This is a genomic window from Janthinobacterium sp. LPB2021202312-11-4, assembly GCF_037049705.1.
GTDB lineage: Bacteria > Pseudomonadota > Gammaproteobacteria > Pseudomonadales > Pseudomonadaceae > Aquipseudomonas.
This window is the reverse complement of sequence record NZ_JBAGKV010000001.1, coordinates 220907-244007: the sequence shown is the minus strand read 5'-3', so window position 1 is coordinate 244007 and position 23101 is coordinate 220907. Positions and strand designations below refer to the sequence as shown.

Annotated in this window: 20 protein-coding genes; 16 read left to right on the top strand and 4 right to left on the bottom strand. The window is 61.3% G+C overall.

The window, feature by feature from the left end; all coding sequences use genetic code 11:
• Positions 1-21 precede the first annotated feature (21 nt).
• Together V5E99_RS01045 and V5E99_RS01040 are read left to right on the top strand one after the other, a co-directional pair.
• The gene (locus V5E99_RS01045) at positions 22-5916 is read left to right on the top strand and encodes an Hpt domain-containing protein (RefSeq protein WP_499800246.1); all 5895 of its coding nucleotides are present in this window, start codon (positions 22-24) and stop codon (positions 5914-5916) included.
• Positions 5909-6364: a chemotaxis protein CheW gene (locus V5E99_RS01040; RefSeq protein WP_499800245.1), complete on the top strand. Its 456-nt coding sequence runs from the start codon at positions 5909-5911 to the stop codon at positions 6362-6364. Before V5E99_RS01045 ends, V5E99_RS01040 begins: the two co-directional genes overlap by 8 nt.
• A gap of 131 nt (positions 6365-6495) precedes the next feature.
• On the opposite strand, the gene V5E99_RS01035 is transcribed toward V5E99_RS01040, so the two are convergent.
• On the bottom strand, positions 6496-6867 hold the full coding sequence (locus V5E99_RS01035) for a DUF6124 family protein (protein WP_499800244.1): 372 nt from the start codon (positions 6865-6867) through the stop codon (positions 6496-6498).
• Positions 6868-7573: 706 nt separating this feature from the next.
• Here V5E99_RS01035 and V5E99_RS01030 point away from each other — a divergent pair.
• The 11 genes from V5E99_RS01030 (at position 7574) to madM (ending at position 16049) form a co-directional block, all read left to right on the top strand.
• Positions 7574-8203 (top strand): nucleotidyltransferase domain-containing protein, encoded by a 630-nt coding sequence (locus V5E99_RS01030; RefSeq protein ID WP_499800242.1) that lies wholly within the window; start codon positions 7574-7576, stop codon positions 8201-8203.
• Positions 8166-8591: a hypothetical protein gene (locus V5E99_RS01025; RefSeq protein ID WP_499800240.1), complete on the top strand. Its 426-nt coding sequence runs from the start codon at positions 8166-8168 to the stop codon at positions 8589-8591. Before V5E99_RS01030 ends, V5E99_RS01025 begins: the two co-directional genes overlap by 38 nt.
• Before the next feature lie 244 nt (positions 8592-8835).
• Positions 8836-10506 (top strand): malonate decarboxylase subunit alpha, encoded by a 1671-nt coding sequence (mdcA, locus tag V5E99_RS01020; RefSeq protein ID WP_499800238.1) that lies wholly within the window; start codon positions 8836-8838, stop codon positions 10504-10506.
• Positions 10507-11358 carry a triphosphoribosyl-dephospho-CoA synthase gene (locus V5E99_RS01015; RefSeq protein ID WP_499800236.1) on the top strand — a complete coding sequence of 284 codons (852 nt, stop codon included), beginning with the start codon at positions 10507-10509 and terminating at the stop codon, positions 11356-11358.
• The gene (locus V5E99_RS01010; protein ID WP_201190022.1) at positions 11358-11657 is read left to right on the top strand and encodes a malonate decarboxylase subunit delta; all 300 of its coding nucleotides are present in this window, start codon (positions 11358-11360) and stop codon (positions 11655-11657) included. The genes V5E99_RS01015 and V5E99_RS01010 overlap by 1 nt, the downstream gene beginning before the upstream one ends.
• The gene (locus V5E99_RS01005; RefSeq protein WP_499800233.1) at positions 11650-12492 is read left to right on the top strand and encodes a biotin-independent malonate decarboxylase subunit beta; all 843 of its coding nucleotides are present in this window, start codon (positions 11650-11652) and stop codon (positions 12490-12492) included. The genes V5E99_RS01010 and V5E99_RS01005 overlap by 8 nt, the downstream gene beginning before the upstream one ends.
• Entirely contained in the window at positions 12489-13277 is a 789-nt protein-coding gene (gene mdcE, locus V5E99_RS01000; RefSeq protein WP_499800231.1) for a biotin-independent malonate decarboxylase subunit gamma, read from the top strand. The genes V5E99_RS01005 and mdcE overlap by 4 nt, the downstream gene beginning before the upstream one ends.
• Positions 13274-13891, top strand: coding sequence for a malonate decarboxylase holo-ACP synthase (locus V5E99_RS00995; protein WP_499800230.1), 618 nt, complete (start codon positions 13274-13276; stop codon positions 13889-13891). The genes mdcE and V5E99_RS00995 overlap by 4 nt, the downstream gene beginning before the upstream one ends.
• Positions 13888-14799 carry a malonate decarboxylase subunit epsilon gene (gene mdcH / locus V5E99_RS00990; protein WP_499800226.1) on the top strand — a complete coding sequence of 304 codons (912 nt, stop codon included), beginning with the start codon at positions 13888-13890 and terminating at the stop codon, positions 14797-14799. The genes V5E99_RS00995 and mdcH overlap by 4 nt, the downstream gene beginning before the upstream one ends.
• Positions 14800-14866: 67 nt before the next feature.
• A complete protein-coding gene (madL, locus tag V5E99_RS00985; RefSeq protein WP_499800224.1) occupies positions 14867-15283 on the top strand; it encodes a malonate transporter subunit MadL in 417 nt (138 codons plus the stop codon).
• 1 nt (position 15284) lies between these two features.
• Positions 15285-16049 (top strand): malonate transporter subunit MadM, encoded by a 765-nt coding sequence (gene madM, locus V5E99_RS00980; protein WP_054616914.1) that lies wholly within the window; start codon positions 15285-15287, stop codon positions 16047-16049.
• 137 nt (positions 16050-16186) lie between these two features.
• Here the strand turns inward: madM and V5E99_RS00975 are convergent, their stop codons facing one another.
• Positions 16187-17101 (bottom strand): LysR family transcriptional regulator, encoded by a 915-nt coding sequence (locus V5E99_RS00975; protein WP_054616913.1) that lies wholly within the window; start codon positions 17099-17101, stop codon positions 16187-16189.
• A gap of 203 nt (positions 17102-17304) precedes the next feature.
• On the opposite strand from V5E99_RS00975, the gene trhA reads away from it, so the two are divergent.
• Positions 17305-17922, top strand: a complete 618-nt coding sequence (trhA, locus tag V5E99_RS00970; protein ID WP_499800221.1) for a PAQR family membrane homeostasis protein TrhA — start codon at positions 17305-17307, stop codon at positions 17920-17922.
• A 91-nt stretch (positions 17923-18013) separates the two neighbouring features.
• Here trhA and V5E99_RS00965 read toward each other — a convergent pair whose 3' ends face one another.
• Together V5E99_RS00965 and V5E99_RS00960 are read right to left on the bottom strand one after the other, a co-directional pair.
• Positions 18014-18733, bottom strand: a complete 720-nt coding sequence (locus tag V5E99_RS00965) for a 16S rRNA (uracil(1498)-N(3))-methyltransferase (protein WP_499800218.1) — start codon at positions 18731-18733, stop codon at positions 18014-18016.
• Between the two features lie 154 nt (positions 18734-18887).
• On the bottom strand, positions 18888-20294 hold the full coding sequence (locus V5E99_RS00960) for an adenosylmethionine--8-amino-7-oxononanoate transaminase (RefSeq protein ID WP_499800217.1): 1407 nt from the start codon (positions 20292-20294) through the stop codon (positions 18888-18890).
• Positions 20295-20516: 222 nt separating this feature from the next.
• Between V5E99_RS00960 and V5E99_RS00955 the strand changes: the two genes are divergently transcribed.
• On the top strand, positions 20517-22292 hold the full coding sequence (locus tag V5E99_RS00955) for a flavin monoamine oxidase family protein (protein ID WP_499800216.1): 1776 nt from the start codon (positions 20517-20519) through the stop codon (positions 22290-22292).
• Positions 22293-22547: 255 nt separating this feature from the next.
• Positions 22548-23099 (top strand): cytochrome b, encoded by a 552-nt coding sequence (locus tag V5E99_RS00950; RefSeq protein ID WP_499800213.1) that lies wholly within the window; start codon positions 22548-22550, stop codon positions 23097-23099.
• The last annotated feature ends 2 nt before the right edge of the window (positions 23100-23101 follow it).

Here is a 23101-nt window from a genome sequence, read left to right as displayed (position 1 = left end):
ATTGAAAGTAGCGGAGTGGTTATGGGTGATCGGCACGACTATGTGGCCCTCGAGTGGGTCAAAGGCGAGATTGCCGAAACGCTGAAGCAGGCTCATCAAGCGCTGGAAACATTGCTTGATGACCCGCAGGCGACGCATGCGCTGAGCGAATGCCTGGCGTGCATCCATCAGGTCCATGGCAGTTTGCAGATGGTCGAGTTCTACGGCGCGGCCCTGCTCGCCGAAGAAATGGAACACCTGACTGTCGCCCTGCAACAAAACCGCGTCAGTCATCGTGATGAAGCCATTCATCTGTTAAGACAGGCCCTGGGGCAACTGCCGATCTACCTCGACCGGGTGCAAGGCGCACGCCGGGACTTGCCGCTGGTGGTGTTGCCGCTGATCAACGATCTGCGCAGTGCCCGGGGCGAAAGCCTGTTGTCGGAAACCAGCCTGTTCAGCCCGCAACTGCCGGACTTGTCGCCGCTGGACGAAGAAGCCCTGGCGTTGCTGGAACCGGCGGAATTACCCAATGTGCTGCGCAAATTGCGGCAGATGTTGCAAATGGCGCTGGTCGGTTTGCTTCGCGAGCAGGACGGCGAGACGAACCTGGACTACCTGGCCAAAGTCTTCGCCCGGCTCGAAGCGTTGTGCGGCAATGCGCCGCTGAGCCCGTTGTGGCAGGTGGCTTCGGCGTTGGTCGAAGGCTTGCGCAAAGGCGCGATTGCCAACAGCCCGGCCCTGCGCAGCCTGTTCAAGGACGCTGACAAAGAGCTCAAACGTTTGCTGGAACAAGGCATGGTCGGCGTCAATCAGGCGCCGCCGCCCGAGCTGTTCAAAAGCTTGTTGTTCTACATTGCCAAAGCCGAACACCCCACCGGGCAGATGCTGACCATGAAAGATCGCTACGGATTGGACGAAGCGCTGCCCGACAGCGCGATGGTCGATGAAGAACGCGCACGCCTCGCCGGTCCCGACCGCGACGCCATGCGCTCGGTGCTCGCCGCGTTGTGCGAAGAACTGGTGCGGGTCAAGGAACGCCTCGACCTGTTCGTGCGCAGCGACCGCCAGCACACCTCCGACCTCGAAAGCCTGCTGGCGCCGCTGCGGCAAATCGCCGACACGTTGGCGGTGCTTGGTTTCGGCCAGCCGCGCAAAGTCATCATTGATCAACTCGCCGTGGTACTCAGCCTCGCCCAAGGCCAGCGTGAACCCAACGACGCGATCCTGATGGACGTGGCCGGGGCCTTGCTCTACGTCGAAGCGACCCTGGCCGGGATGGTCGGCACCGTCGAACCTGAGAGCCAGGAAGAAAGTCGCCTGCCGACCACCGACCTGACCCAGATCCACCAGATCGTCATTCGCGAAGCGCGGATCTGCCTGCAACAAGCTAAGGACATGATCGTCGACTACATCGACGCCGATTGGGATCGCCAGCAACTCCAGCCCTTGCCGGCGTTGCTGACCCAGGTGCGCGGTGCACTGGCGATGATTCCCCTGAGCCGTGCCGCCAGCCTGATCGAAGCGTGCAACGGCTTTATCCGCGAACACTTGCTGGTGGACACCGATCATCCCGGTTGGCAGCAACTCGACAGCCTGGCCGACGTCATCACCAGCATCGAGTACTACCTGGAACGGCTGAACGACGACCCGCAAGAGACCGGTGAACACCTGCTCGACGTGGCGGAAAACAGCCTCGCGGCGCTCGGTTTTTTCCCCAGCGAAAAAGGCGTGCCGGTGCTCGACGATGTGCTGAGCCCCAACGAAGCCCAGGTCATGCATGACCTCCAGGAACTGGACGACCCCGACACCGTGCAATCCTTGGCCGCTGTGTTGGCCAGCCCGGTGTCCGCCGTCAACCCGCCGGCCCTGCACACCCCGGGCAGCCTGCTGCCGCCACCACCGGGCGAAGAGCCGGTGGACGATGAGCTGCGGGAAGTCTTCCTCGAAGAAACCGACGAAGTCCTGGACGTGTTGCGCGAACATCTGCCGCGCTGGTCGGCGAATCCCGGCGACGCCTCGGCCCTGAGCGAATTGCGCCGGGCCTTCCACACCTTCAAAGGCAGCGGCCGGATGGTCCGCGCACTGGTGCTCGGCGAGTTGGCCTGGACCCTGGAAAACCTGCTTAACCGCGTGCTGGAACACAGCGTCGAGCCAGGGCCAGCGGTGCAACAGTTGCTGAGCGAAGTACTGAACCTGCTGCCGGAACTCATCAGCGAATTTGCCGCCAATGCCCAGCGCCAGCGCGACGACGTGGACCGCTTGGCCGCCCGCGCCCATGCCTTGGCCAAGGGCGAGGCGCCGCTGTCCGACGAGGACACCCAGGACGTCGCCGCCCTCGATCCGCTGTTGCTGGAGATCTTCCGCAAGGAAGCCGAAACCCACCTCGCCAGCCTCAATCGCTACCTCGATCAAGCCGCCGAGCATATGCCGTTGCAAGCCAGCGACGAGTTGCAGCGGGCCTTGCATACCCTCAAGGGCAGCGCCTACATGGCTGGCGTGTTGCCGATTGCCGAACTCGCGGCGCCGCTGGATCAACTGGCCCGCGAGTACAAGGCGCACCTGATTGCCCTGGACCTGGATGAAGTCGAGTTGCTGCTGGAAGCCGAAGGCTTGTTCCGTCTCGGCTTGCGCCAGCTCAAGACCGATCCGCTGGCCGAGATTCCTGGCGCCCGTTCGCTGATCGAACGCACGCATGCGGTCGTGGAAGATCACCTGCAAGCCATCCTCAGCGCGCCAAACCGTGGCCTACGGATCAAGCGCGATCCGCAACTGATCAACAACTTTCTGGCCCAGGGCATGGACATCCTGCTGGACGCCGAAAGCTTGTTGCAGCGCTGGCAGCAGCACCCCGGCGAGCGCCAAGAACTCAGCGCGTTGCTGGATGAACTGACCACCCTCGGCGAAGGCGCGCACCTGGCCGATCTGCATCCGGTGGATGAACTCTGTGAAGCCTTGCTCGACCTGTATGGCGCGGTGGAAGAAAGCAGCCTGGCGGTCAGCGACGGGTTTTTCCATGAGGCTCAAAGCGCTCACGAAGCGCTGATCAATATGCTCGACGAACTGGCTGCGGGCCAGGAAGTCAGCCCGCAACCGGAACGCGTCCGGGCCTTGCGCGAGTTGCTCGATACCAGTCTCGATCCGTCGGCCACGGGCCTGATCCGCAGCGACGGCAGCCGGGCGTTGAGCATTCGCGAACTGGGCAGCGCCACCGCTGAGCTTTCGCAAACGGCGACGCAGGTTGAGCACGACGATGAGATCGTTGCGATCTTCCTTGAAGAAGCGGTGGATATCCTCGAAAGCGCCGGCCAGGCCTTGCAGCGCTGGCTGAACGACCCGGACAACGCCGCGCCGCTGTCGTCCTTGCAGCGGGATTTGCACACCCTCAAGGGCGGCGCGCGGATGGCCGAGGTCGAGGCGGTCGGCGACCTGGCCCATGAACTGGAAAACCTCTACGAAGGCCTGGTGGACCGCCGCTACAGCCACAGCGAAACCCTGGCGACGTTGTTGCAAACCAGCCATGACCGCTTGGCGTTGCTGCTTGAGCAGTTACAAAACCACAAGCCATTGGGTGATCCGCAGGACGTGATCGAGGCGATTCGCGAGTTTCGTCAGGGCAACCCGAGCGCGCCTGAAGTGGTCGAGTCGGTGCACGAACATGACTCGCCGGGCCACGACCCGGAGTTGCTTGAGATCTTCCTCGAAGAAGGTTTCGACATCATCGAAAACTCCGGCGCGGCGCTGGTGCGCTGGCAGGCCGAGCCGTCGAACCGCCAGGAAGTCGAAACCCTATTGCGGGATTTGCACACGCTCAAGGGCGGCGCGCGGATGGTGGAAATCGCCCCGATTGGCGATCTGGCCCATGAACTGGAGTTTCTTTACGAAGGCCTGTCGGCAGGCGTGCTGCAACCGACGGCGGCGTTGTTCTCGCTGTTGCAAAGCAGCCACGACCGACTGGCGCAAATGCTCGACGCCACCCGTGCCGGGCAACCGTGCCCGCCGGCGGATCGGTTGATCGATGCGATCAAAAACTTCAGCCATCCGGTGGAGCCCGAAGCGCCGGTCGTGGCGCCGGCTGCCGTTAAGGTTGAAACACCGGCGCCAGAGGCCGGCGCCGATATGGTCAAGGTCTCGGCCGAGTTGCTCGACGACTTGGTCAACCTCGCCGGGGAAACCTCGATTTTCCGTGGCCGTATCGAGCAGCAGGTCAACGATGCCCGCGTGGCCCTGAGCGAAATGGAAACCACCATTGAGCGGATGCGCGACCAGTTGCGCCGTCTCGACACCGAAACCCAGGGCCGGATTCTCAGCCGCCAGCAAGTCGAAGCCGAACGCCTGGGCTACGAAGAATTCGATCCGCTGGAAATGGACCGTCATTCGCAATTGCAGCAACTGTCCCGGGCGCTGTTCGAATCCGCCTCCGACTTGCTCGACCTCAAGGAAACCCTCGACCGAACCAATCAGGACGCGGAAAACCTGCTGCAACAGCAGGGCCGCATCAACACCGAATTGCAGGAAGGCCTGATGCGCACGCGCATGGTGCCGTTCGACCGGATGCTGCCGCGCCTGAAACGCATCGTGCGCCAGGTGTCCAGCGAGTTGGGCAAGGACGTGGACTTCGTGGTCGGCAACGCCGAAGGCGAGATGGATCGCAACGTGCTGGAACGCATGGCCGCGCCCCTGGAACACATGCTGCGCAATGCGGTGGATCACGGCTTGGAGTCCGCCGAGGTGCGGGTCGCGGCGGGGAAACCGGCCCAGGGGCGTATCACGCTGGACCTGTCGCGAGAGGGCGGCGACATCATTTTCGACATCCGCGACGACGGTGCCGGCGTGCCGCTGGACGCGGTGCGGCGCAAGGCGATCAAGCGCGGCATGCTCGCGCCGGACAGCGACATCAGCGACCGCGACGTGCTGCAATTCATCCTGCAACCGGGGTTCTCCACCGCCGAGAAAATCACCCAGATTTCCGGGCGCGGCGTGGGTATGGACGTGGTGCATGAAGAGGTGCGGCAACTCGGCGGCAGCATGAGCATCGACTCGACGGCGGGGCAGGGCGTGCATTTCCGTATTCGTTTGCCGTTTACCGTGTCGGTCAACCGGGCGCTGATGGTGCAGTGCTTTGATGATCAATACGCGATCCCGCTGAACACCATCGACGGCATCGTCCGCGTGCTGCCCAACGAACTCGAAGGCCATTACCGGCTCGATCCACCGACCTACAAATACGCCGGGCAGCACTATGAACTGTGCTACCTCGGCGAACTGCTGAAAACCAGCACCCGCCCGAAACTGCTGGGCCAGAGCCTGCCGTTGCCGGTGTTGCTGGTGCAATGCAACGAACGGCACATCGCGGTGCAAGTGGACTCCATGGCCGGCACCCGGGAGATCGTGGTCAAAAGCCTCGGCCCGCAATTTGCGGCGGTGCAAGGCTTGTCCGGGGCGACGATTCTGGGGGATGGCCGGGTGGTGCTGATTCTGGATTTGCTGGCGCCGATCCGTGCCATGCAAACCCGCGTGCCGCAACGGCCGGTGACCCAGGAAGTCGAGGCCGAGCCGCACAAGCCGTTGCTGGTGTTGGTGGTGGACGACTCGGTGACGGTGCGCAAGGTCACCAGCCGCTTGCTCGAACGCCACGGCATGAACGTACTGACCGCCAAGGACGGGGTCGACGCCATGCTGCTGCTCGAAGACCACCTGCCCGACGTGATGCTGCTGGACATCGAAATGCCGCGCATGGACGGCTTCGAAGTCGCCACTCAGGTGCGCGCCGATGAGCGTTTGCAGCACCTGCCGATCATCATGATCACCTCCCGCACCGGCCAGAAACACCGCGACCGCGCCATGGCCATTGGCGTCAACGACTACCTCGGCAAGCCGTATCAGGAATCGGTGCTGCTCGAAAGCATCGCGTTGTGGAGCAAAACCCATGCTTGAGCATCGCACCAGCAACCTCACCGGGCTGTTGCTGCCCCTGGCGGACCGCAATTTGATCCTGCCCAACGTCGCCGTCGCCGAGTTGATCGACTATCAACCGGGGACGTTCGATCTTGATACACCGCCGTGGTACCTGGGGCTGGTGACGTGGCGGGATCGGCAGATTCCGCTGCTCAGTTTCGAGTCGGCGTGTGGAAATAAAGTGGTGATTGGCGAGCGAGCGCGGATCGTCATCCTCAATGCGCTTGGCGGGCGACCGGAGTTGAAGTTCATTGCGCTGTTGGTGCAGGGGATTCCTCGCTCTTACAAGCTGGATAGCCAGTTGAGCTATGTGGATGTGCCGTTGTGTCCGCTGGAGCAAGCGGCGGTGCAGGTCGGGGAGCAAGTGGCCAAAGTGCCTGATTTGCTGGCGCTGGAAGAGTTGTTGGTGAGTGCGGGGTTGGTCTGACGGGCCTCTTCGCGGGCAAGCCTCGCTCCTACAGGTTTGGGGGATACGCGATTGCTGCGAACGACATAATTCCCCTGTAGGAGCGAGGCTTGCCCGCGAAGGCGGCCCTCAATTCACCAAAAAATCAACGGCTAAACTTTGGCCTCAGCCATTGCCTCATGGTGATCCAGCACCCGCTCGACCAACAACTGCACACCGTCTGTCAAACGGCTGATCGCCAGGGCTACCGAACGGCGCGAGCCTTCCACATCGTCCGCCAGATCGGCCGCAATCGCGCTGATGGACAGCAAATCTTCTGAAGCATTGGCCAGCAGCGCTTCGGGGTCGTTGATGCCCTCGGCGACGGCGAAGAGGTGGTATTTACGGCGCTTGGATCGTTTTTCTTCAGTAGGGGGGAAGTAGTGGGCGAAGGCGCGGTCGGCGGCTTCTTTCATTTTTTCTGTGTCGAGGGATGGTTGGGAATCGGTGCCGGATTCCGGGGGGTTGGGAGTGGCTTTGAACATAGTGAAGCTCCATTTAATGAGTTTCAGCTGCTCCTTCGGGTTCCAATCGAAGGGGTGGCAGCCGTACGCGGGTTGGAACCCGGGCAAACGGACAAAACCCGACAGACACTAAGGTCTCCCGCGCACAGCCGCCATAACGGAGTGCACCCATTAAAGGTGCGCAAGCATACGTTATGAAAGGCGTTTTTGCCTCGTTAACACCCGGGGGTTCCAATCCCGGTCGCTGAGTTCACAGCGACCCCCAAACGATAAAGATCAACGCAAAACCCCACCAGTCAGGGGCTTCCTGCATCGCTGTAGTCCGCAACGTCAGATTGCGTAGCCGCTAACCCTTTATGTTGTGCAACTTTTAAACACAAATCCCCACTCGGCTGCCAAAAGTTGAAGATTCCTAAAAAGGGACTGATCGGTCCTTTTTTGGGACTTTTCGATCATTGGGCATTGCGGTGATGGTGCTGGCCTCTTCGCGGGCAAGCCTCGCTCCTACGGGGTTTATGGTGTTCGCGGAATTTGTGTACGACACGACCCGTAGGAGCGAGGCTTGCCCGCGAAGGCGTCAGCCCGGCCAACCCTTCCCCTGAGCGCCTGATCATTCCCGCGCAGAGCTTGGGAATGGTCAAACACCAACCCTCAATCAGCGAGCCGCAGTTGAAGATTCCCAAAAAGGGACCTATCGTTCCCTTTTTGGGACTCTTTGGCAGCCACTGTGAAAAACCTCTCCCTCAGCGAAGCCCTGTTCACCACCACCCAGCAAAAAGTGCTGGGCTTGTTGTTCGGCAAGCCCGACCAGAGTTTTTACGCCAACGAAATCGCCCGCTGGGCTCAAGTCGGTAAAGGCAGCCTCATGCGCGAACTGGAGCGGTTGCAGCAGGCCGGCGTGCTGACCCTGACCCGCCAGGGCAACCAGACCCATTACCAAGCCAATCCCGACTGCCCGATCTATGCCGAACTGCTGGGCATCGCCCGCAAAACCTTTGGCATCGCCGAGCCCCTGCGTGAAGCGCTGCAACCCTTTGCCGAGCAGATCACCTGGGCCTTTGTATACGGCTCCATCGCCAAGGGTTCGGCAAACGCATCCAGTGACATTGATCTCATGCTGATCGGCGAAGGCCTGTACTACGGTGAAGTGATGGAGCGGCTCATGCCCCTGGAGGAGCAACTGGGCCGCGTCCTCAACCCGACGCTCTACACCCCCGGCGACTGGGCTGCGAAACGGGCGGCTGAAAACAGTTTTGTCGTGCGTGTGGCGCAGCAGGACAAGATCAATCTGATGGGGCAAAACCCTTTGGAGTCCAAGGATGGGCAGCAACGAGAATCTGGAAAACCTGTTACGTAGCGGTGGACTGAAAGCCGAACCGCCAGATCGCAAGGAATGCGAAGGGCTGATGCGTTCGGCGGTGGATCGATTGAAAGATGCGCAAACACCTTCGCTGTCCTTCGCGAGCCGATTCGACCTGGCTTACAACGCTGCGCATGCGTTGGCTCTGACGGCGCTTCGCTTGTGTAGTTACCAGTCGGATAAGCGATATCTGGTGTTTCAGTGCCTGATTCATACGGCGGATATCGGGAAGGTGCAGGTTCGGTTGTTTGCCTTGTGTCATGAGCGACGAAACCTGGCGGAGTACGAAGGTTATATGGATGAAGATCCGGCGTTGTTGGCGCAGTTGTTGGAAAGTGCTGGGCAGCTTTTGATTCGGGTGCAGGAGCAGATGGCCGATTTGTGATGTTCTGTCATTGGAAGTTGTGGTGATGGTGCTGGCCTCTTCGCGGGCAAGCCTTGCTCCTACAGGTTTGTGTCGTTCATAGAAGTTGTGTGCGGCATAAACCTGTAGGAGCAAGGCTTGCCCGCGAAGGCGTCAGCCCGGCCAACCATTACCCTAACCGTAACAATCCAACACTCTGCTTGATTGATGCCCACTCCCCAACCCCCCTAAGGTGACCCCACGACAGCGAACCCGTGGAGTGGTCATGACAACAACAATATCCCCCGACTCGCGATGGACGCGGCGGCGCAGCGAAAAGCAGCGGCGTCTGGCGTTGGTCAAAAGTTTTGCCGACGGCGTGGTGCTGCCCACCGACAAAATCGTCGCGGCGCTGGAGGCGTTGATTCTGCCCGGCGATCGTGTGGTGCTGGAGGGCAATAACCAGAAGCAGGCGGATTTCCTGTCGCGCTCCCTGGCCAAGGCCGATCCGGCCAAGTTGCATGACTTGCACATGATCATGCCCAGCGTCGGCCGTTCCGAGCACCTGGACCTGTTCGAACGCGGCATCGCCCGCAAGCTCGATTTCTCCTTCGCCGGCACCCAGAGCCTGCGCATCAGCCAGTTGCTGGAAGACGGCCTGCTGGAAATCGGCGCGATCCACACTTACATCGAACTCTATGCACGGCTGGTGGTGGACCTGATCCCCAACGTCGTGCTCTCGGCCGGGTTCATGGCCGACCGCGCCGGCAATATCTACACCGGCCCCAGCACTGAAGACACCCCCGCATTGATCGAACCGGCCGCGTTCAGCGACGGCATTGTCATTGTCCAGGTTAACCAACTGGTGGACGACGTCACTGACCTGCCCCGCGTCGATATCCCCGCGTCCTGGGTCGATTTCGTCGTGGTGGCGGACAAGCCGTTCTACATCGAACCGCTGTTCACCCGCGACCCACGGCACATCAAGCCTGTGCACGTGTTGATGGCGATGATGGCGATTCGCGGGATCTACGAAAAACACAACGTGCAGTCCCTGAACCACGGCATCGGTTTCAACACCGCCGCCATCGAATTGATCCTGCCGACCTACGGCGAATCCCTCGGCCTCAAAGGCAAGATCTGCCGTAACTGGACGCTCAACCCGCACCCGACCCTGATCCCGGCGATTGAAAGCGGCTGGGTCGAGAGCGTGCATTGCTTCGGCACCGAACTGGGGATGGAAAACTACATCGCCGCCCGGCCGGATGTCTTCTTCACCGGGCGCGACGGCTCGCTGCGTTCCAACCGGATGTTCTGCCAATTGGCCGGGCAGTACGCGGTGGACCTGTTTATCGGCGCGACCCTGCAAGTCGATGGCGACGGTCATTCCTCCACCGTCACCCGCGGACGCCTAGCCGGTTTCGGCGGTGCGCCGAACATGGGCCACGACCCCCGCGGTCGCCGTCACGGCACCCCGGCCTGGCTCGACATGCGCCACGACGATGCGCCAGAAGCCCTGCTCGAACGCGGCAAAAAACTCGTGGTGCAAATGGTCGAGACGTTCCAGGAGGGCGGCAAACCGACCTTCGTCGAAACCCTCGACGCGGTGGAAGTGGCGCGCAAAAGCGGCATGCCGTTGGCGCCGATCATGATCTACGGCGACGACGTCACCCACCTGCTGACCGAAGAAGGCATCGCTTACCTGTACAAGGCGCGCTCGCTGGAAGAACGCCAAGCGATGATCGCGGCGGTCGCGGGCGTCACCGTGATCGGCATGCGCCACAACCCGAAAGACACCGCGCGCATGCGCCGCGAAGGCTTGATCGCCTTGCCCGAAGACCTCGGCATCCGCCGCACCGACGCCACCCGCGAATTGCTCGCGGCGAAAAGCGTGGCCGATCTGGTGGAGTGGTCCGGTGGCCTCTACAACCCGCCCGCCAAGTTCAGGAGCTGGTAAATGCACGCACTTAACCTGCAACCCAAAACACTGACCCTGGCCGAGCGGCTGGCGGATCTGGCGGTGGACGCGCTGATCGATGAAGCGGACCTGTCGCCGAAACCGGCGCTGGTGGACCGTCGCGGCAATGGCGCCCACACCGATTTGCACCTCGGGCTCATGCACGCTTCGGCGTTGTCGTTGTGGCCGGCGTTCAAGGAAATGGCGGATGCGGCCATCGAGTTTGGCGACGTCGGTTTGCCGTTGCGCGAAGCCCTCGGCCGGATTGGCCGGGAAGGCGAGCAAGCGATGCTCGCCACCACCAACGGTGTGAATACCCATCGCGGGGCGATCTGGGCCTTGGGACTGTTGGTCGCAGCGGCAGCACTTGAAAACACAAACCCCAGCGCCGTCACGCTGTGCGCCGCACGTTTGGCTTTGCTCGACGACCGTTTCGCCCCACGCCCGCTGAGCCACGGCGCGCAAGTCGCCCAACGCTACGGTGCGCGCGGTGCCCGTGAAGAAGCGCAACTGGGCTTCCCTTCAGTCCTGCAACGCGGCTTACCCCAGCTCAAACGCAGCCGCGCCTTGGGCCACGGCGAACAAAACGCACGTCTGGACGCCTTGCTGGCGATCATGACCCGACTGGCCGACACCTGCGTGCTCTACCGTGCCGGCGAAACCGGTCTGCAAACCATGCAACTCGGCGCTCAAGCCGTGCTCGACGCGGGCGGCAGCGCCAGCCTCGGCGGTCGCCGCCGCTTGCATGAACTGGATGAACAATTAATCGCGTTGAACGCCTCGCCCGGCGGCGCTGCTGATTTGCTCGCCGCTTGCCTGTTCATCGACCGCCTCGAATCCGGAGCTTGCTGATGGAAACCTTATCCTTTGAATTCCCCGCCGGGCAGCCGCCCAAGGGCCGGACGCTGGTGGGCTGTGTCGGCTCGGGCGATCTGGAGGTGCTGATCGAACCGGGTCAGGCCGGCAAGCTGACCATCCAGGTGCAAACCTCGGTCAATGGCGCCGAACAACGCTGGCAGCATCTGTTTGCGCGGATGTTCGATGGGCAGACGCCGCCAGCGATGGCGATTGATATTCACGACTTCGGCGCGACCCCGGGCGTGGTGCGGCTGCGTCTGGAACAGGGCTTTGAGGAGATCGGCCATGACTGATCTTCTTAACAAGACCAGCTTCGTCGAACTCGGCGCCCGGCAGCGGGCGAAAGCCTTGCTCGACGCTGGCACCTTCCGCGAATTGCTCGACCCGTTTCAACGCATCATGTCGCCGTGGCTGTCACGCCAAGGCGTGGTGCCGCAAGCCGATGACGGTGTGGTGATCGCCAAGGGCAGCATCGGTGGATTGCCGGTGGTGATCGCCGCGATTGAAGGCTCGTTCCAGGGCGGCAGCCTCGGTGAAGTCGGCGGGGCAAAAATGGCCGGGGCGCTGGAATTGGCGGCGCAAGACAACCGCAACGGCATTCCGACCCGCGCGGTGCTGCTGCTGGAAACCGGAGGCGTGCGCTTGCAGGAAGCCAATCTTGGGCTGGCGGCGATTGCGGATATTCACGCGGCGATTGTCGATCTGCGTCAGTACCAACCGGTGGTGGGCGTGGTGGCGGGCAGCGTCGGATGCTTCGGCGGGATGTCGATTGCCGCCGGGTTGTGCAGTTATTTGCTGGTGACCCAGGAAGCGCGGCTTGGCTTGAACGGTCCGCAAGTGATCGAACAGGAAGCCGGGATTGAGGAATACGACTCCCGCGACCGTCCTTTCATCTGGAGCCTGACTGGCGGCGAGCAACGGTTCGCCAGTGGTTTGGTGGATCGGTATGCCGCCGATGATGTGGCGCAGATTCAGCAGCAGGTCAGCGAGTTGCTGAAGCAAGGTTTGCCGGCGCAACACCGCAGCCAACAATCCGAGCTGTTTCTGCAACGGTTGGCGCGTCTGGATGCCGAGCCGCAAATCGAGGCGTCGGTGGTTCGCGATCTGTATCAAGGAGAGGGCGCATGAGAGGGTTGAACTGGTTCAAGGCTTTGAGTGCCGGCGCTAAACCGGTCGAAGGTTTACCCGCTTCTTTGAAGGTTGCCGACGGCGTGTTGGGCGATCAATCCGTGCGGTTTATTGCGGTGGTGACTGACCCCGACAACCGCTTCCCCCGCGCCCGCAATGGCGAAGTGGGTCTGCTGGAAGGCTGGGGGTTGGCCAAAGCCGTGGATGAAGTCATTGCGGCGGATGCCGACAACGCGCAGAAGCGAGCCTTGATCGCCATCGTCGATGTGCCGAGCCAAGCCTACGGTCGCCGTGAAGAAGCCCTCGGTATTCACCAGGCATTGGCGGGTGCGGCGGACAGTTATGCTCGCGCACGTCTGGCCGGCCACGCGGTGATTGGTTTGCTGGTGGGCAAGGCGATGTCCGGGGCGTTTCTCGCTCACGGGTATCAAGCCAACCGGCTGATCGCCCTGCGCGATCCGGGCGTGATGGTGCATGCGATGGGCAAGGCCTCGGCGGCGCGGGTGACGTTGCGCAGTGTCGAGGAACTTGAAGCCCTGGCCGCCAGCGTGCCGCCGATGGCGTATGACATCGACAGTTACGCGAGCCTCGGTTTGCTTTGGGAAACCTTGTCGGTGGAACAGATTGAGCAGCCGACGGCGCAGGATCTGGCTCGCGTGACGGAATGCCTGAGCCTGGCGATTGGCGATGTCGCCGAAAAGGGCCGCGATCTAAGCAGCCGTTTGGGTGCGAGTAACCGCGCCGCGTCGAGCAAGGTTCGCGAACTGCTGAGCGCGCAGTGGTGAATACGTTTCTGGCCCACGACTTGCTCTGGGGCATGACCCCGGAGCAGTTGCCTGCGGACGCGCCAATTTGGGCGGTTGAGGCGTTGCGCCAGGGCCAACCGGTGGTAGTGCGGCGTGCCGCCAGTGGATTGGGGCAAGTGGCCGTCGGCGTGCGCGGGCCGTTGCGCGAGCAGCGGTTGGCGACGGCGATGACGGTGGCGACGGTTGAGCGTCGGGTGCGTCCGGAAGATCTTTGCGCCGTGTCGATTGATCGGGATTTACCGGCATTGCGTGCGTTGGCACAACTAAGGTCACTGCTGGATGCCAGCGATTGGATTTGGGGAGTGAGCGGCAGTGCCGGTTTTGAATTGGCCAGTGGCTTTACGGCGTTGCATGAGCGTAGCGATCTCGACTTGATCCTGCGCACACCGCAACCGCTGAGCCGTGAACAGGCTCGGGAGCTGGTGAAGATTTTCGATACCGCCGCCTGCCAGGTGGACATGCAATTGCAGACACCACACGGCGCCATCGCCCTGCGCGAATGGGCCGGCGCCTCGCGACAAGTCCTGCTGAAAAACGCCCGTGAAGCCTGTCTGGTCATCAATCCGTGGAACCCTCAGGAGCAATCCGCATGAGCAGCCTGCTGGTGTTCCCCGGTCAGGGCGCGCAGCAGCCGGGCATGCTCCATGGTTTGCCTCGGGAAACGGTGAATGAGGCGAGTGAAGTTTTGGGCGAAGACGTGTTGCGGCTGGATTTCGCCGAGGCGTTGAACTCGACGAGGGCGGTTCAACTTTGTCTGCTGATCGCTGGCGTCGCAGCTTCGCGGCAACTGTTGGAGCCAGCGGATTACGTCGCGGGATTGTCCATCGGCGCGTATCCGGCGGCGGTGGTTGCTGGCGCGTTGAGTTTCAGCGATGCCCTGCATCTGGTCAGCCTGCGCGGTGAGCTGATGCAGCAGGCTTATCCACAGGGCTACGGCATGACCGCGATCATCGGCCTCGATTTATCCACAGTGGAACGTTTGCTGGCGCAGGTTCACAGCGTCGAAACACCGGTGTACCTGGCCAATATCAACGCCGATAACCAGGTGGTGATTGCCGGCAGTGATGGAGCGATGAAAGCGGTGGCGCAGTTGGCGAAAGCTCAGGGTGCAGGTCTGGCCAAGCGTTTGGCGGTTAGCGTTCCGTCGCACTGTCCGTTACTGGACGCTCCAGCGAAAAACCTGGCAGAAGCCTTCGCCAAGGTGTCACTGAAAACGCCAACCATGGGCTACATGAGCGGCAGCCGCGCCCGGCCCATCGTCAACATTGAGGCTCTACGCGATGACCTCGCGTTCAACATGTGCCGCGTCGTCGATTGGCGCGGCACCGTGCAAAGCGCCTACGAGCGTGGCGTGCGTCTACACATCGAACTGCCGCCCGGTGCGGTGTTGACCGGGCTGGCGCGCCGGGTGTTCGAGCAGGGCACCGTGATTGCCTTCGACGGTGCCCGGCTCGATACCCTGCAAGCGCTGTTGCGTGAGGAGGGAAGCCGCCAACTCTAGAACACCGACTCAGGCTTGCGAAGCACAAAAACAACAACTTCGACGATGCACTTTGAGGACTACAACAATGATTATTTACGGTGTGGCGCTGTTGGCGATCTGTACGCTGGCAGGGGTGATCATGGGCGATGCCCTGGGCATGTTGCTGGGCGTGAAGTCCAACGTCGGCGGGGTCGGGATCGCGATGATCCTGTTGATCTGTGCGCGGTTGTACATGCAAAAACGCGGCGGCATGACCAAGGATTGCGAGATGGGCGTCGGCTTCTGGGGCGCGATGTACATTCCGGTGGTGGTGGCGATGGCGGCGCAACAAAACGTCGTGACCGCGTTGCACGGCGGCCCGGTCGCGGTGTTGGCGGCCATCGGTTCGGTGGTGATCTGCGGCTGCACCATTGCCCTGATCAGCCGGACTCACAAAGGCGAACCCTTGCCCGATGAACCGGCGCAAGTGACCCCGCTAGGCACCCCAGTAGGAGGCCGCTGATATGTGGGAACTCATTGATAAAGGCCTGACCGCCAATGGTCTGGTCACCGCGTTCGCGTTCGTCGGCATCATCATGTGGGTGTCGGTGGTGTTGTCCAAACGCCTGACCTACGGGCGGATTCACGGCTCGGCGATTGCCATCGTCATCGGGCTGGTGCTGGCATGGGTCGGCGGGACCATGACCGGCGGGCAAAAAGGTTTGGCGGACCTGTCGTTGTTCTCCGGCATCGGTTTGATGGGCGGCGCCATGCTGCGGGACTTCGCCATCGTCGCCACGGCGTTTGAAGTGCAAGCCACCGAAGCGAAAAAGGCCGGGTTGGTCGGCGCGATTGCGCTGCTGCTGGGTACGGTGTTGCCATTCATTGTCGGCGCGAGCATTGCCTGGGCGTTCGGTTATCGCGATGCGATCAGCATGACCACCATCGGTGCGGGCGCGGTGACGTACATCGTCGGGCCGGTGACCGGGGCGGCGATTGGTGCCAGTTCGGATGTGGTGGCGTTGTCGATTGCCACCGGGTTGATCAAGGCGATTCTGGTGATGGTCGGCACGCCGATGGCGGCGAAATGGATGGGCCTGGATAACCCGCGTTCGGCGATGGTGTTTGGTGGGTTGGCTGGCACCGTCAGTGGCGTGACGGCGGGGCTGGCGGCGACGGATCGGCGGTTGGTGCCTTATGGGGCGTTGACGGCAACGTTCCATACCGGGCTTGGGTGCTTGCTTGGGCCTTCGTTGTTGTACTTCATTGTTCGCGGGATTGTTGGTTAAACCGCTGGATCTTTGTTCACTGTACTGGCGCCTTCGCGGGCAAGCCTCGCTCCTACAGGTTGTGTGTTGTGGCCCAATCCATGGCACTCCCCAATCCCGTAGGAGCGAGGCTCGCCCGCGAATGCCGCGACGCGGTTTCAAGCCTGGCGATTGGCATACATCCGACACTCCGCCAACAACGCCAGCAAGTTCGGATCGCGCTCCTTGGCCTTCAGGAACACCACGCCAATGTGCTGCTGCAACCGGTACTTTTCCTGCAACGGAATCAGCTTCACCCGGTTCTCATACACCGCCGCAATCCTCCCTGGCAGCAACGCATAACCGACCCCTGAGCTGACCATGCTCAGCAGGGTGAAGATGTCGTTGACCTGCATCGCCACCTTCGGCTCGAACCCCGCCTGCTTGAACACCCGAATCCCGTCCTGGTGCGTGGCGAAGCCTTGGGTCAGGGTGATGAAGGTTTCGTCGCGTACTTCTGCCAGGTCAACTTCGGCCCGTTGGGCAAACTTCGAATCCGCCGGGGTGGCGAGGAAGATGTCGTCGGAGAACAACTGGATGTGCTCGCAGTCCGGGTCGTTGATGCTGTCGTCCAGGGACACCAGGATCGCGTCGACTTCCATGTTTTTCAGCTTGTAGAGCAGGTCAATGTTGGAGCCGAGGATCAGGTCGATGTTGAGTTCGCTGCGGCGGATCTTCAGGCCCATGATCAACTGCGGCACGGTTTTCACCGTCAGTGAATACAGCGAGCCGAGCTTGAAGCGCTCCGCCGAGAATCCGGCGGCTTCGCGGGTCAGGCGCACGCTTTCGACCACGTCCTGGATCAGCTTCTGTGCCCGTTCTTCCAGTACGTAGGCGCTTTCCAATGGCGTCAGGTTGCGACCTTCGTGTTTGAACAACGGGCAACGCAGGGCGCTTTCCAGAGAATGGATGGCGCGGTGCACGCTGACGTTGCTGGTCTGCAATTCGGCGGCGGCCCGGGCCAGATTGCCGGTGCGCATGAAGGCGAGGAACACCTCGAGTTTTTTCAGGGTCAATTCTTCGTCGATCAGCATCGTGCGGACTCTTTTTGGAATGACCTGATTGTGCACGCATGTGAGCTCTCGTAGGAGCTGTCGAGAGAAACGAGGCTGCGATCTTTTGATCTTCGGCGTGTTCAAGGGCGCCGTAGATCAAGGTCAAAAGATCGCAGCCTCGTTTCTCTCGACAGCTCCTACGCCTTGCGCCATGTTGTAACGAATTTTGAGGTGAGCGATTCATGTATCACGGGGAAAGATTGAACGCCTGGACGCATCTGGTCGGGGCGGTGGCGGCGTTTGTCGGGGTGGTGTGGATGCTGGTGATTGCCAGCATGGATGGCAGCCCGTGGAAGATTGTCAGCGTGGCGATTTACGGGTTCACCTTGCTGGTGCTCTACAGCGCCTCGACCGTTTACCACAGCGTGCGCGGGCGCAAGAAAGCGATCATGCAAAAGGTTGATCACTTTTCGATCTATCTGCTGATCGCCGGCAGCTACACGCCATTCTGTCTGGTGACGCTACGCGGGCCGTGGGGCTGGACGTTGTTCGGGATTGTCTGGGGGCTGGCGCTGATCGGCATCCTGCAAGAGATCAAGCCGCGTTCGGAAGCGCGGATTCTGTCGATCGTGATTTACGCGGTGATGGGCTGGATCGTGCTGGTGGCGGTCAAACCGTTGCTTGCGGCGTTGGGCACGGCGGGGTTTGCCTGGTTGGCGTCGGGGGGGATTTTGTACACCGTGGGGATTATCTTTTTTGCCCTGGATCATCGCCTGCGGCATTCCCATGGGATTTGGCATCTGTTCGTGATTGCCGGGAGTTTGCTGCACTTTGTGGCGATATTGTTTTACGTTTTGTGAGCTTAAGATCAAAAGATCGCAGCCTTCGGCAGCTCCTACAGGGGAATGCGATCTCCTGTAGGAGCTGCCGAAGGCTGCGATCTTTTATGTTTTAGAAATCGCCCCAAAGCTGTTGGGCCACCGCAAGCGCTACAACCGGCGCAGTCTCGGTGCGCAAAACGCGCGGCCCGAGGCGGGCGGCGTGGAAGCCGCTAGCCTTGGCCTGATCCACTTCCCCATCCGACAACCCACCCTCCGGCCCGATCAGAAACGCCAGCGTCCCAGGCTTGGCATGACTCACCAACGGCTCCGCCACCGGATGCAGCACCAACTTCAATTCGGCTTCAGTCTGCTTCAACCAATCCGCCAACATCAGCGGTGGATGAATCACCGGCACTCGCGAACGCCCGCATTGCTCGCAGGCACTGATTGCCACCTGGCGCCAGTGCAGCAGGCGTTTGTCGGCGCGTTCGTCCTTGAGGCGGACTTCGCAGCGGTCAGTGAAGATCGGGGTGATTTCGCTGACGCCCAGTTCGGTGGCTTTCTGAATCGCCCAGTCCATCCGCTCGCCCCGGGACAAGCCCTGGCCGAGGTGAATTTGCAACGGCGACTCGACTTGCCCGGCGAAGCGCTCATCGATCTGCACGGTGACGCGTTTCTTGCCGACTTCCGCCAGCGTGCCGCGAAACTCAAAGCCCGAGCCGTCGAACAGTTGCACCGCATCACCCTCGGCCATGCGCAGCACGCGGCTGATGTAATGGGCCTGGGCCTCGGGCAGTTCGTGCTCGCCGGTGCTCAGGGGGGCGTCGATAAAGAAGCGGGACAGTCTCATCTTGGGTCTCTGGAAAGGGTGTGAATCATCTGGATTTGTGTCGACTTCATTCGCGAGCAAGCCCGCTCCCACAGGGGAATGCATTCCAAATGTGGGAACGGGCTTGCTCGCGAAGGCGGCGGCCCAGTCACCACAGCAGTTCAAGCAGGTTCAATCAGCCCGGATCACGGAAACCGGGGTGAAACGCTTCCGGCACCGAAACGCTGACGCTGTCCCGGGTCGCAATATCGATCCCTTCGCTGGCCACTTCCGCCAAAAAGTCGATCTGCTCCGGTGTAATTACGTACGGCGGCAGGAAGTACACCACGCTGCCCAACGGACGAAGTAAAGCACCACGCTCCAGTGCATGCTTGAACACTTTCAAGCCACGGCGCTCCTGCCACGGGTAGGCTTCCTTGGTCGCCTTGTCCTTGACCATCTCGATGGCCAGGACCATGCCGGTCTGGCGCACTTCGGCAACGTTCGGGTGATCCACCAGGTGTGCGGTGGCGGTGGCCATGCGTTGGGCCAGGGCTTTGTTGTTCTCGATGACGTTGTCTTCTTCGAAGATATCCAAAGTCGCCAACGCCGCCGCGCACGCCAGCGGGTTGCCGGTGTAGCTGTGGGAGTGCAGGAAGGCGCGCAGGGTCGGGTAGTCGTCGTAGAACGCGTCGTAGACGTCGTCGGTGGTCAGCACCGCCGCCAGTGGCAGGTAGCCGCCGGTCAGGGCCTTGGACAGGCACAGGAAGTCCGGGCGGATGCCGGCCTGTTCACAGGCGAACATGGTGCCGGTGCGGCCGAAGCCGACGGCGATTTCGTCGTGGATCAGGTGCACGCCATAACGGTCGCAGGCGTCGCGCAGCAGCTTAAGGTAAACCGGGTGGTACATGCGCATGCCACCCGCGCCCTGAATCAACGGTTCCAGAATCACGGCGGCCACGGTGTCGTGGTGCTCGGCCAGGGTCTGTTCCATGGCGGCAAACATGTTGCGCGAATGTTCTTCCCAGCTCATGCCTTCCGGGCGCAGGTAACAATCCGGGCTCGGCACCTTGATGGTGTCCATCAGCAGGGCTTTGTAGGTTTCGGTGAACAGCGGCACGTCGCCCACCGCCATCGCGGCCATGGTTTCGCCGTGGTAACCGTTGGTCAGGGTGACGAAGCGTTTCTTGTTCGGCTGGCCACGGTTGAGCCAGTAGTGAAAGCTCATTTTCAGCGCGACTTCGATGCAGGATGAGCCGTTATCGGCGTAGAAGCACCGGGTCAGGCCTTCCGGGGTCATCCTCACCAGGCGTTCGGACAGTTCGATCACCGGCTGATGGCTGAAGCCGGCGAGGATCACGTGTTCCAGTTGATCGACCTGGTCCTTGATGCGCTGGTTGATCCGCGGGTTGGCGTGGCCGAACACGTTGACCCACCAGGAACTGACGGCGTCGAGGTAGCGCTTGCCTTCGAAGTCTTCCAGCCAGATGCCTTCACCGCGCTTGATCGGGATCAGCGGTAGCTGCTCGTGGTCTTTCATCTGGGTGCAGGGGTGCCACAACACGGCCAGGTCCCGTTGCATCCACTGATTATTCAGGCCCATTTACAGTCTCCTCGAGGCGGTCCGCGGCGGGCGCGGGCAAACAATCGCGCAAGCCTATGCAATGCGTCGCGTCGGGACAACCCATTGTGTCGATTGAGCTACTTTGTAGGGGGCGGTAGACGTCGCTGGCGGCGTTTTGATGGCTAACGTATTCTTCGCGGTTCTTTGAGCTGTCTGGCTCGTAAAACTGCTTTTTTCTCGTGTATTTCCGGAGTTCGCTGAATGTCTGCTGGTTGGCTGCGCGCCTGTGCGCTGGTGATGTTGGGGCTGTTCAGCGTTTCGGCGCTGGCCAAGGATAAAACCGCGATCGTGATCGGCGGCGGGCTCTCGGGCCTGACCGCGGCCTACGAGCTGCAAAACAAGGGCTGGCAGGTCACTCTGCTGGAAGCCAAGCCCAGCCTGGGCGGTCGCTCGGGCATGGCCACCAGTGAGTGGATCGGCAACGACAAGACCCAACCGGTGCTGAACAAGTTCGTCTCGACCTTCAAGCTCGGCACGACGCCGGCCCCTGAATTCGTGCGTACGCCGGGTTACCTGATCGACGGCGAATACTTCACCGCCGCCGACCTGGCCAGCAAGCAGCCGGCTACCGCCGAAGCGCTCAAACGCTACGAAAAGACCCTGGATGACCTGGCAAGCTCGATCACCGACCCGCTGAACCCGGCTGCCAACAGCACGCTGTTCGCCCTGGACCAGATCAACGTGTCCAACTGGCTCGATCGCCTGAACCTGCCGCTCACGGCTCGTCAGTTGGTCAATCAGCAGATTCGTAGCCGTTATGACGAACCTTCGCGCCTGTCGCTGCTGTATTTCGCACAACAGAGCCGTGTGTACCGTGGCGTTTCTGACCGTGACCTGCGCGCTTCGCGCTTGATCGGTGGCAGTGCGGTGTTGGCCCAGGCCTTCGTCAAGCAACTGAAAACCATCAAGACCAGCTCCCCGGTGTCGTCGATCATCCAGGACAAGGACGGCGTGACCGTCAAGGTTGGCAGCGTCGGCTATCAAGCGGATTACGTTGTGCTGGCGGTGCCACTGCGCGCCCTGAGCAAGATCGACATGATCCCGGCGCTGGACGCCCAGCACATGGGCGCGATCAAGGGCACCAACTACGGTTGGCGCGACCAGATCATGCTGAAGTTCAAAACCCCGGTGTGGGAAAGCAAGGCGCGGATGTCCGGCGAGATCTACAGCAACGCCGGTCTGGGCATGTTGTGGATTGAACCCGCCCTCAAGGGTGGCGCTAACGTGGTGATCAACATTTCCGGCGACAACGCCCGGGTGATGCAGGCTTTCGGCGACAAGCAGATGGCCGATCAGGTGCTGATTCGCCTGCACGCTTTTTATCCACAGGCGCGCGGTTCGTTCACTGGTTATGAAATCCGTCGTTACAGCACCGACCCTTCGACGGGTGGCGCTTACCTGGCCTTCGGTCCGGGCCAGATCAGCAAATACTGGCGCCTGTGGGAGCGTCCGCTGCAACGTGTAGCGTTTGCTGGCGAGCACACTGACACCTTGTACCCGGGCACTCTGGAAGGCGCGTTGCGTACCGGCGAACGTGCGGCCAGTCAGGTTGAAGACCTGGCGGCAGGCAAGTCGTTTGAACCGGTGAAGGTTGTGCCGGCAGCGGCAGCGACCGCAGCGGCAGGCGCGGTAGCGGCGAAGAAAGGTAACTTCTTCAGCAACCTGTTCGGCGGTTCTGACGACAAACCTGCCCCGGCCAAGGCCCCTGAACCCGTTGCCCCAGCACCGGCTCCAGTCCCTGCGCCAGCTCCGGCCCCGGTTCCAGCTCCGGTTGAAGCGCCGAAGCCTGCGACCCCGGTCAAAGCCGAGCCCGCCAAAAAAGCAACGGCCAAACCGGCGGCGAAGAAGCCTGCGGCTAAAACCGAGGCCAAAAAGGCACCGGCCAAACCGGCCGCGAAGAAAGCCGAACCGGCGAAGAAACCCGCCGCCAAGCCTGCGGCGACGACTCCGGCAGCCACTGATGCCAAAGCGCAGTAAGGGTTGGAATTAAAGAAACGCGGCGTAAATGCCGCGTTTTTTTATGCCTGGAAAAAGCGCAATCGAATAAACCTGATGGCGCAGGTGTTCTTGGAGTGGACTTCATCTTTTTTCACACTTTGGGTCTTTAATCTTTCCTTAACGCATCACTTACAGACTCTTGATCGTATTTCTCGATATTTCAAAGCGAAATTTTCCGCTTTAATTCGATAGATAACTCGATAGTCTTGGGCCAGCACTTACAGGGACTTGGCAATGCAACTACGAAACTCTACTTCTCGCTACGGCTGGGTCAGCATCTTCATGCACTGGGGCGTAGCGCTGGCAGTGTTCGGTATGTTCGCCCTGGGTCTGTGGATGGTCGATCTCGGCTATTACGATCCTTGGCGCAAGGCAGGGCCGGATATTCACAAGAGTATCGGTCTGATCCTGTTGGCGGTGATGGTGTTGCGCGTGGTGTGGCGTTTCATCAGCCCGCCGCCGCCAACCCTGAGCAGCTACAGCCGCATGACGCGCCTCGGCGCCAAGTTCGGCCATGGTTTTCTGTATCTTTGTTTGTTCGCTGTGATGATTGCCGGTTACCTGATTTCCACCGCTGAAGGCGTCGGGATTCCGGTGTTTGACTGGTTTGAAGTGCCTGCGCTGGTTTCCGGACTACCGGACCAGGCAGATACCGCCGGTGCGATTCACCTCTACCTGGCGTGGGCGCTGGTAATTTTTTCCGGCCTCCATGCGTTGGCAGCATTGAAGCACCACTTTATCGACCGTGATGTGACTCTGAAACGAATGCTCGGTCGCAAGGCCTGACA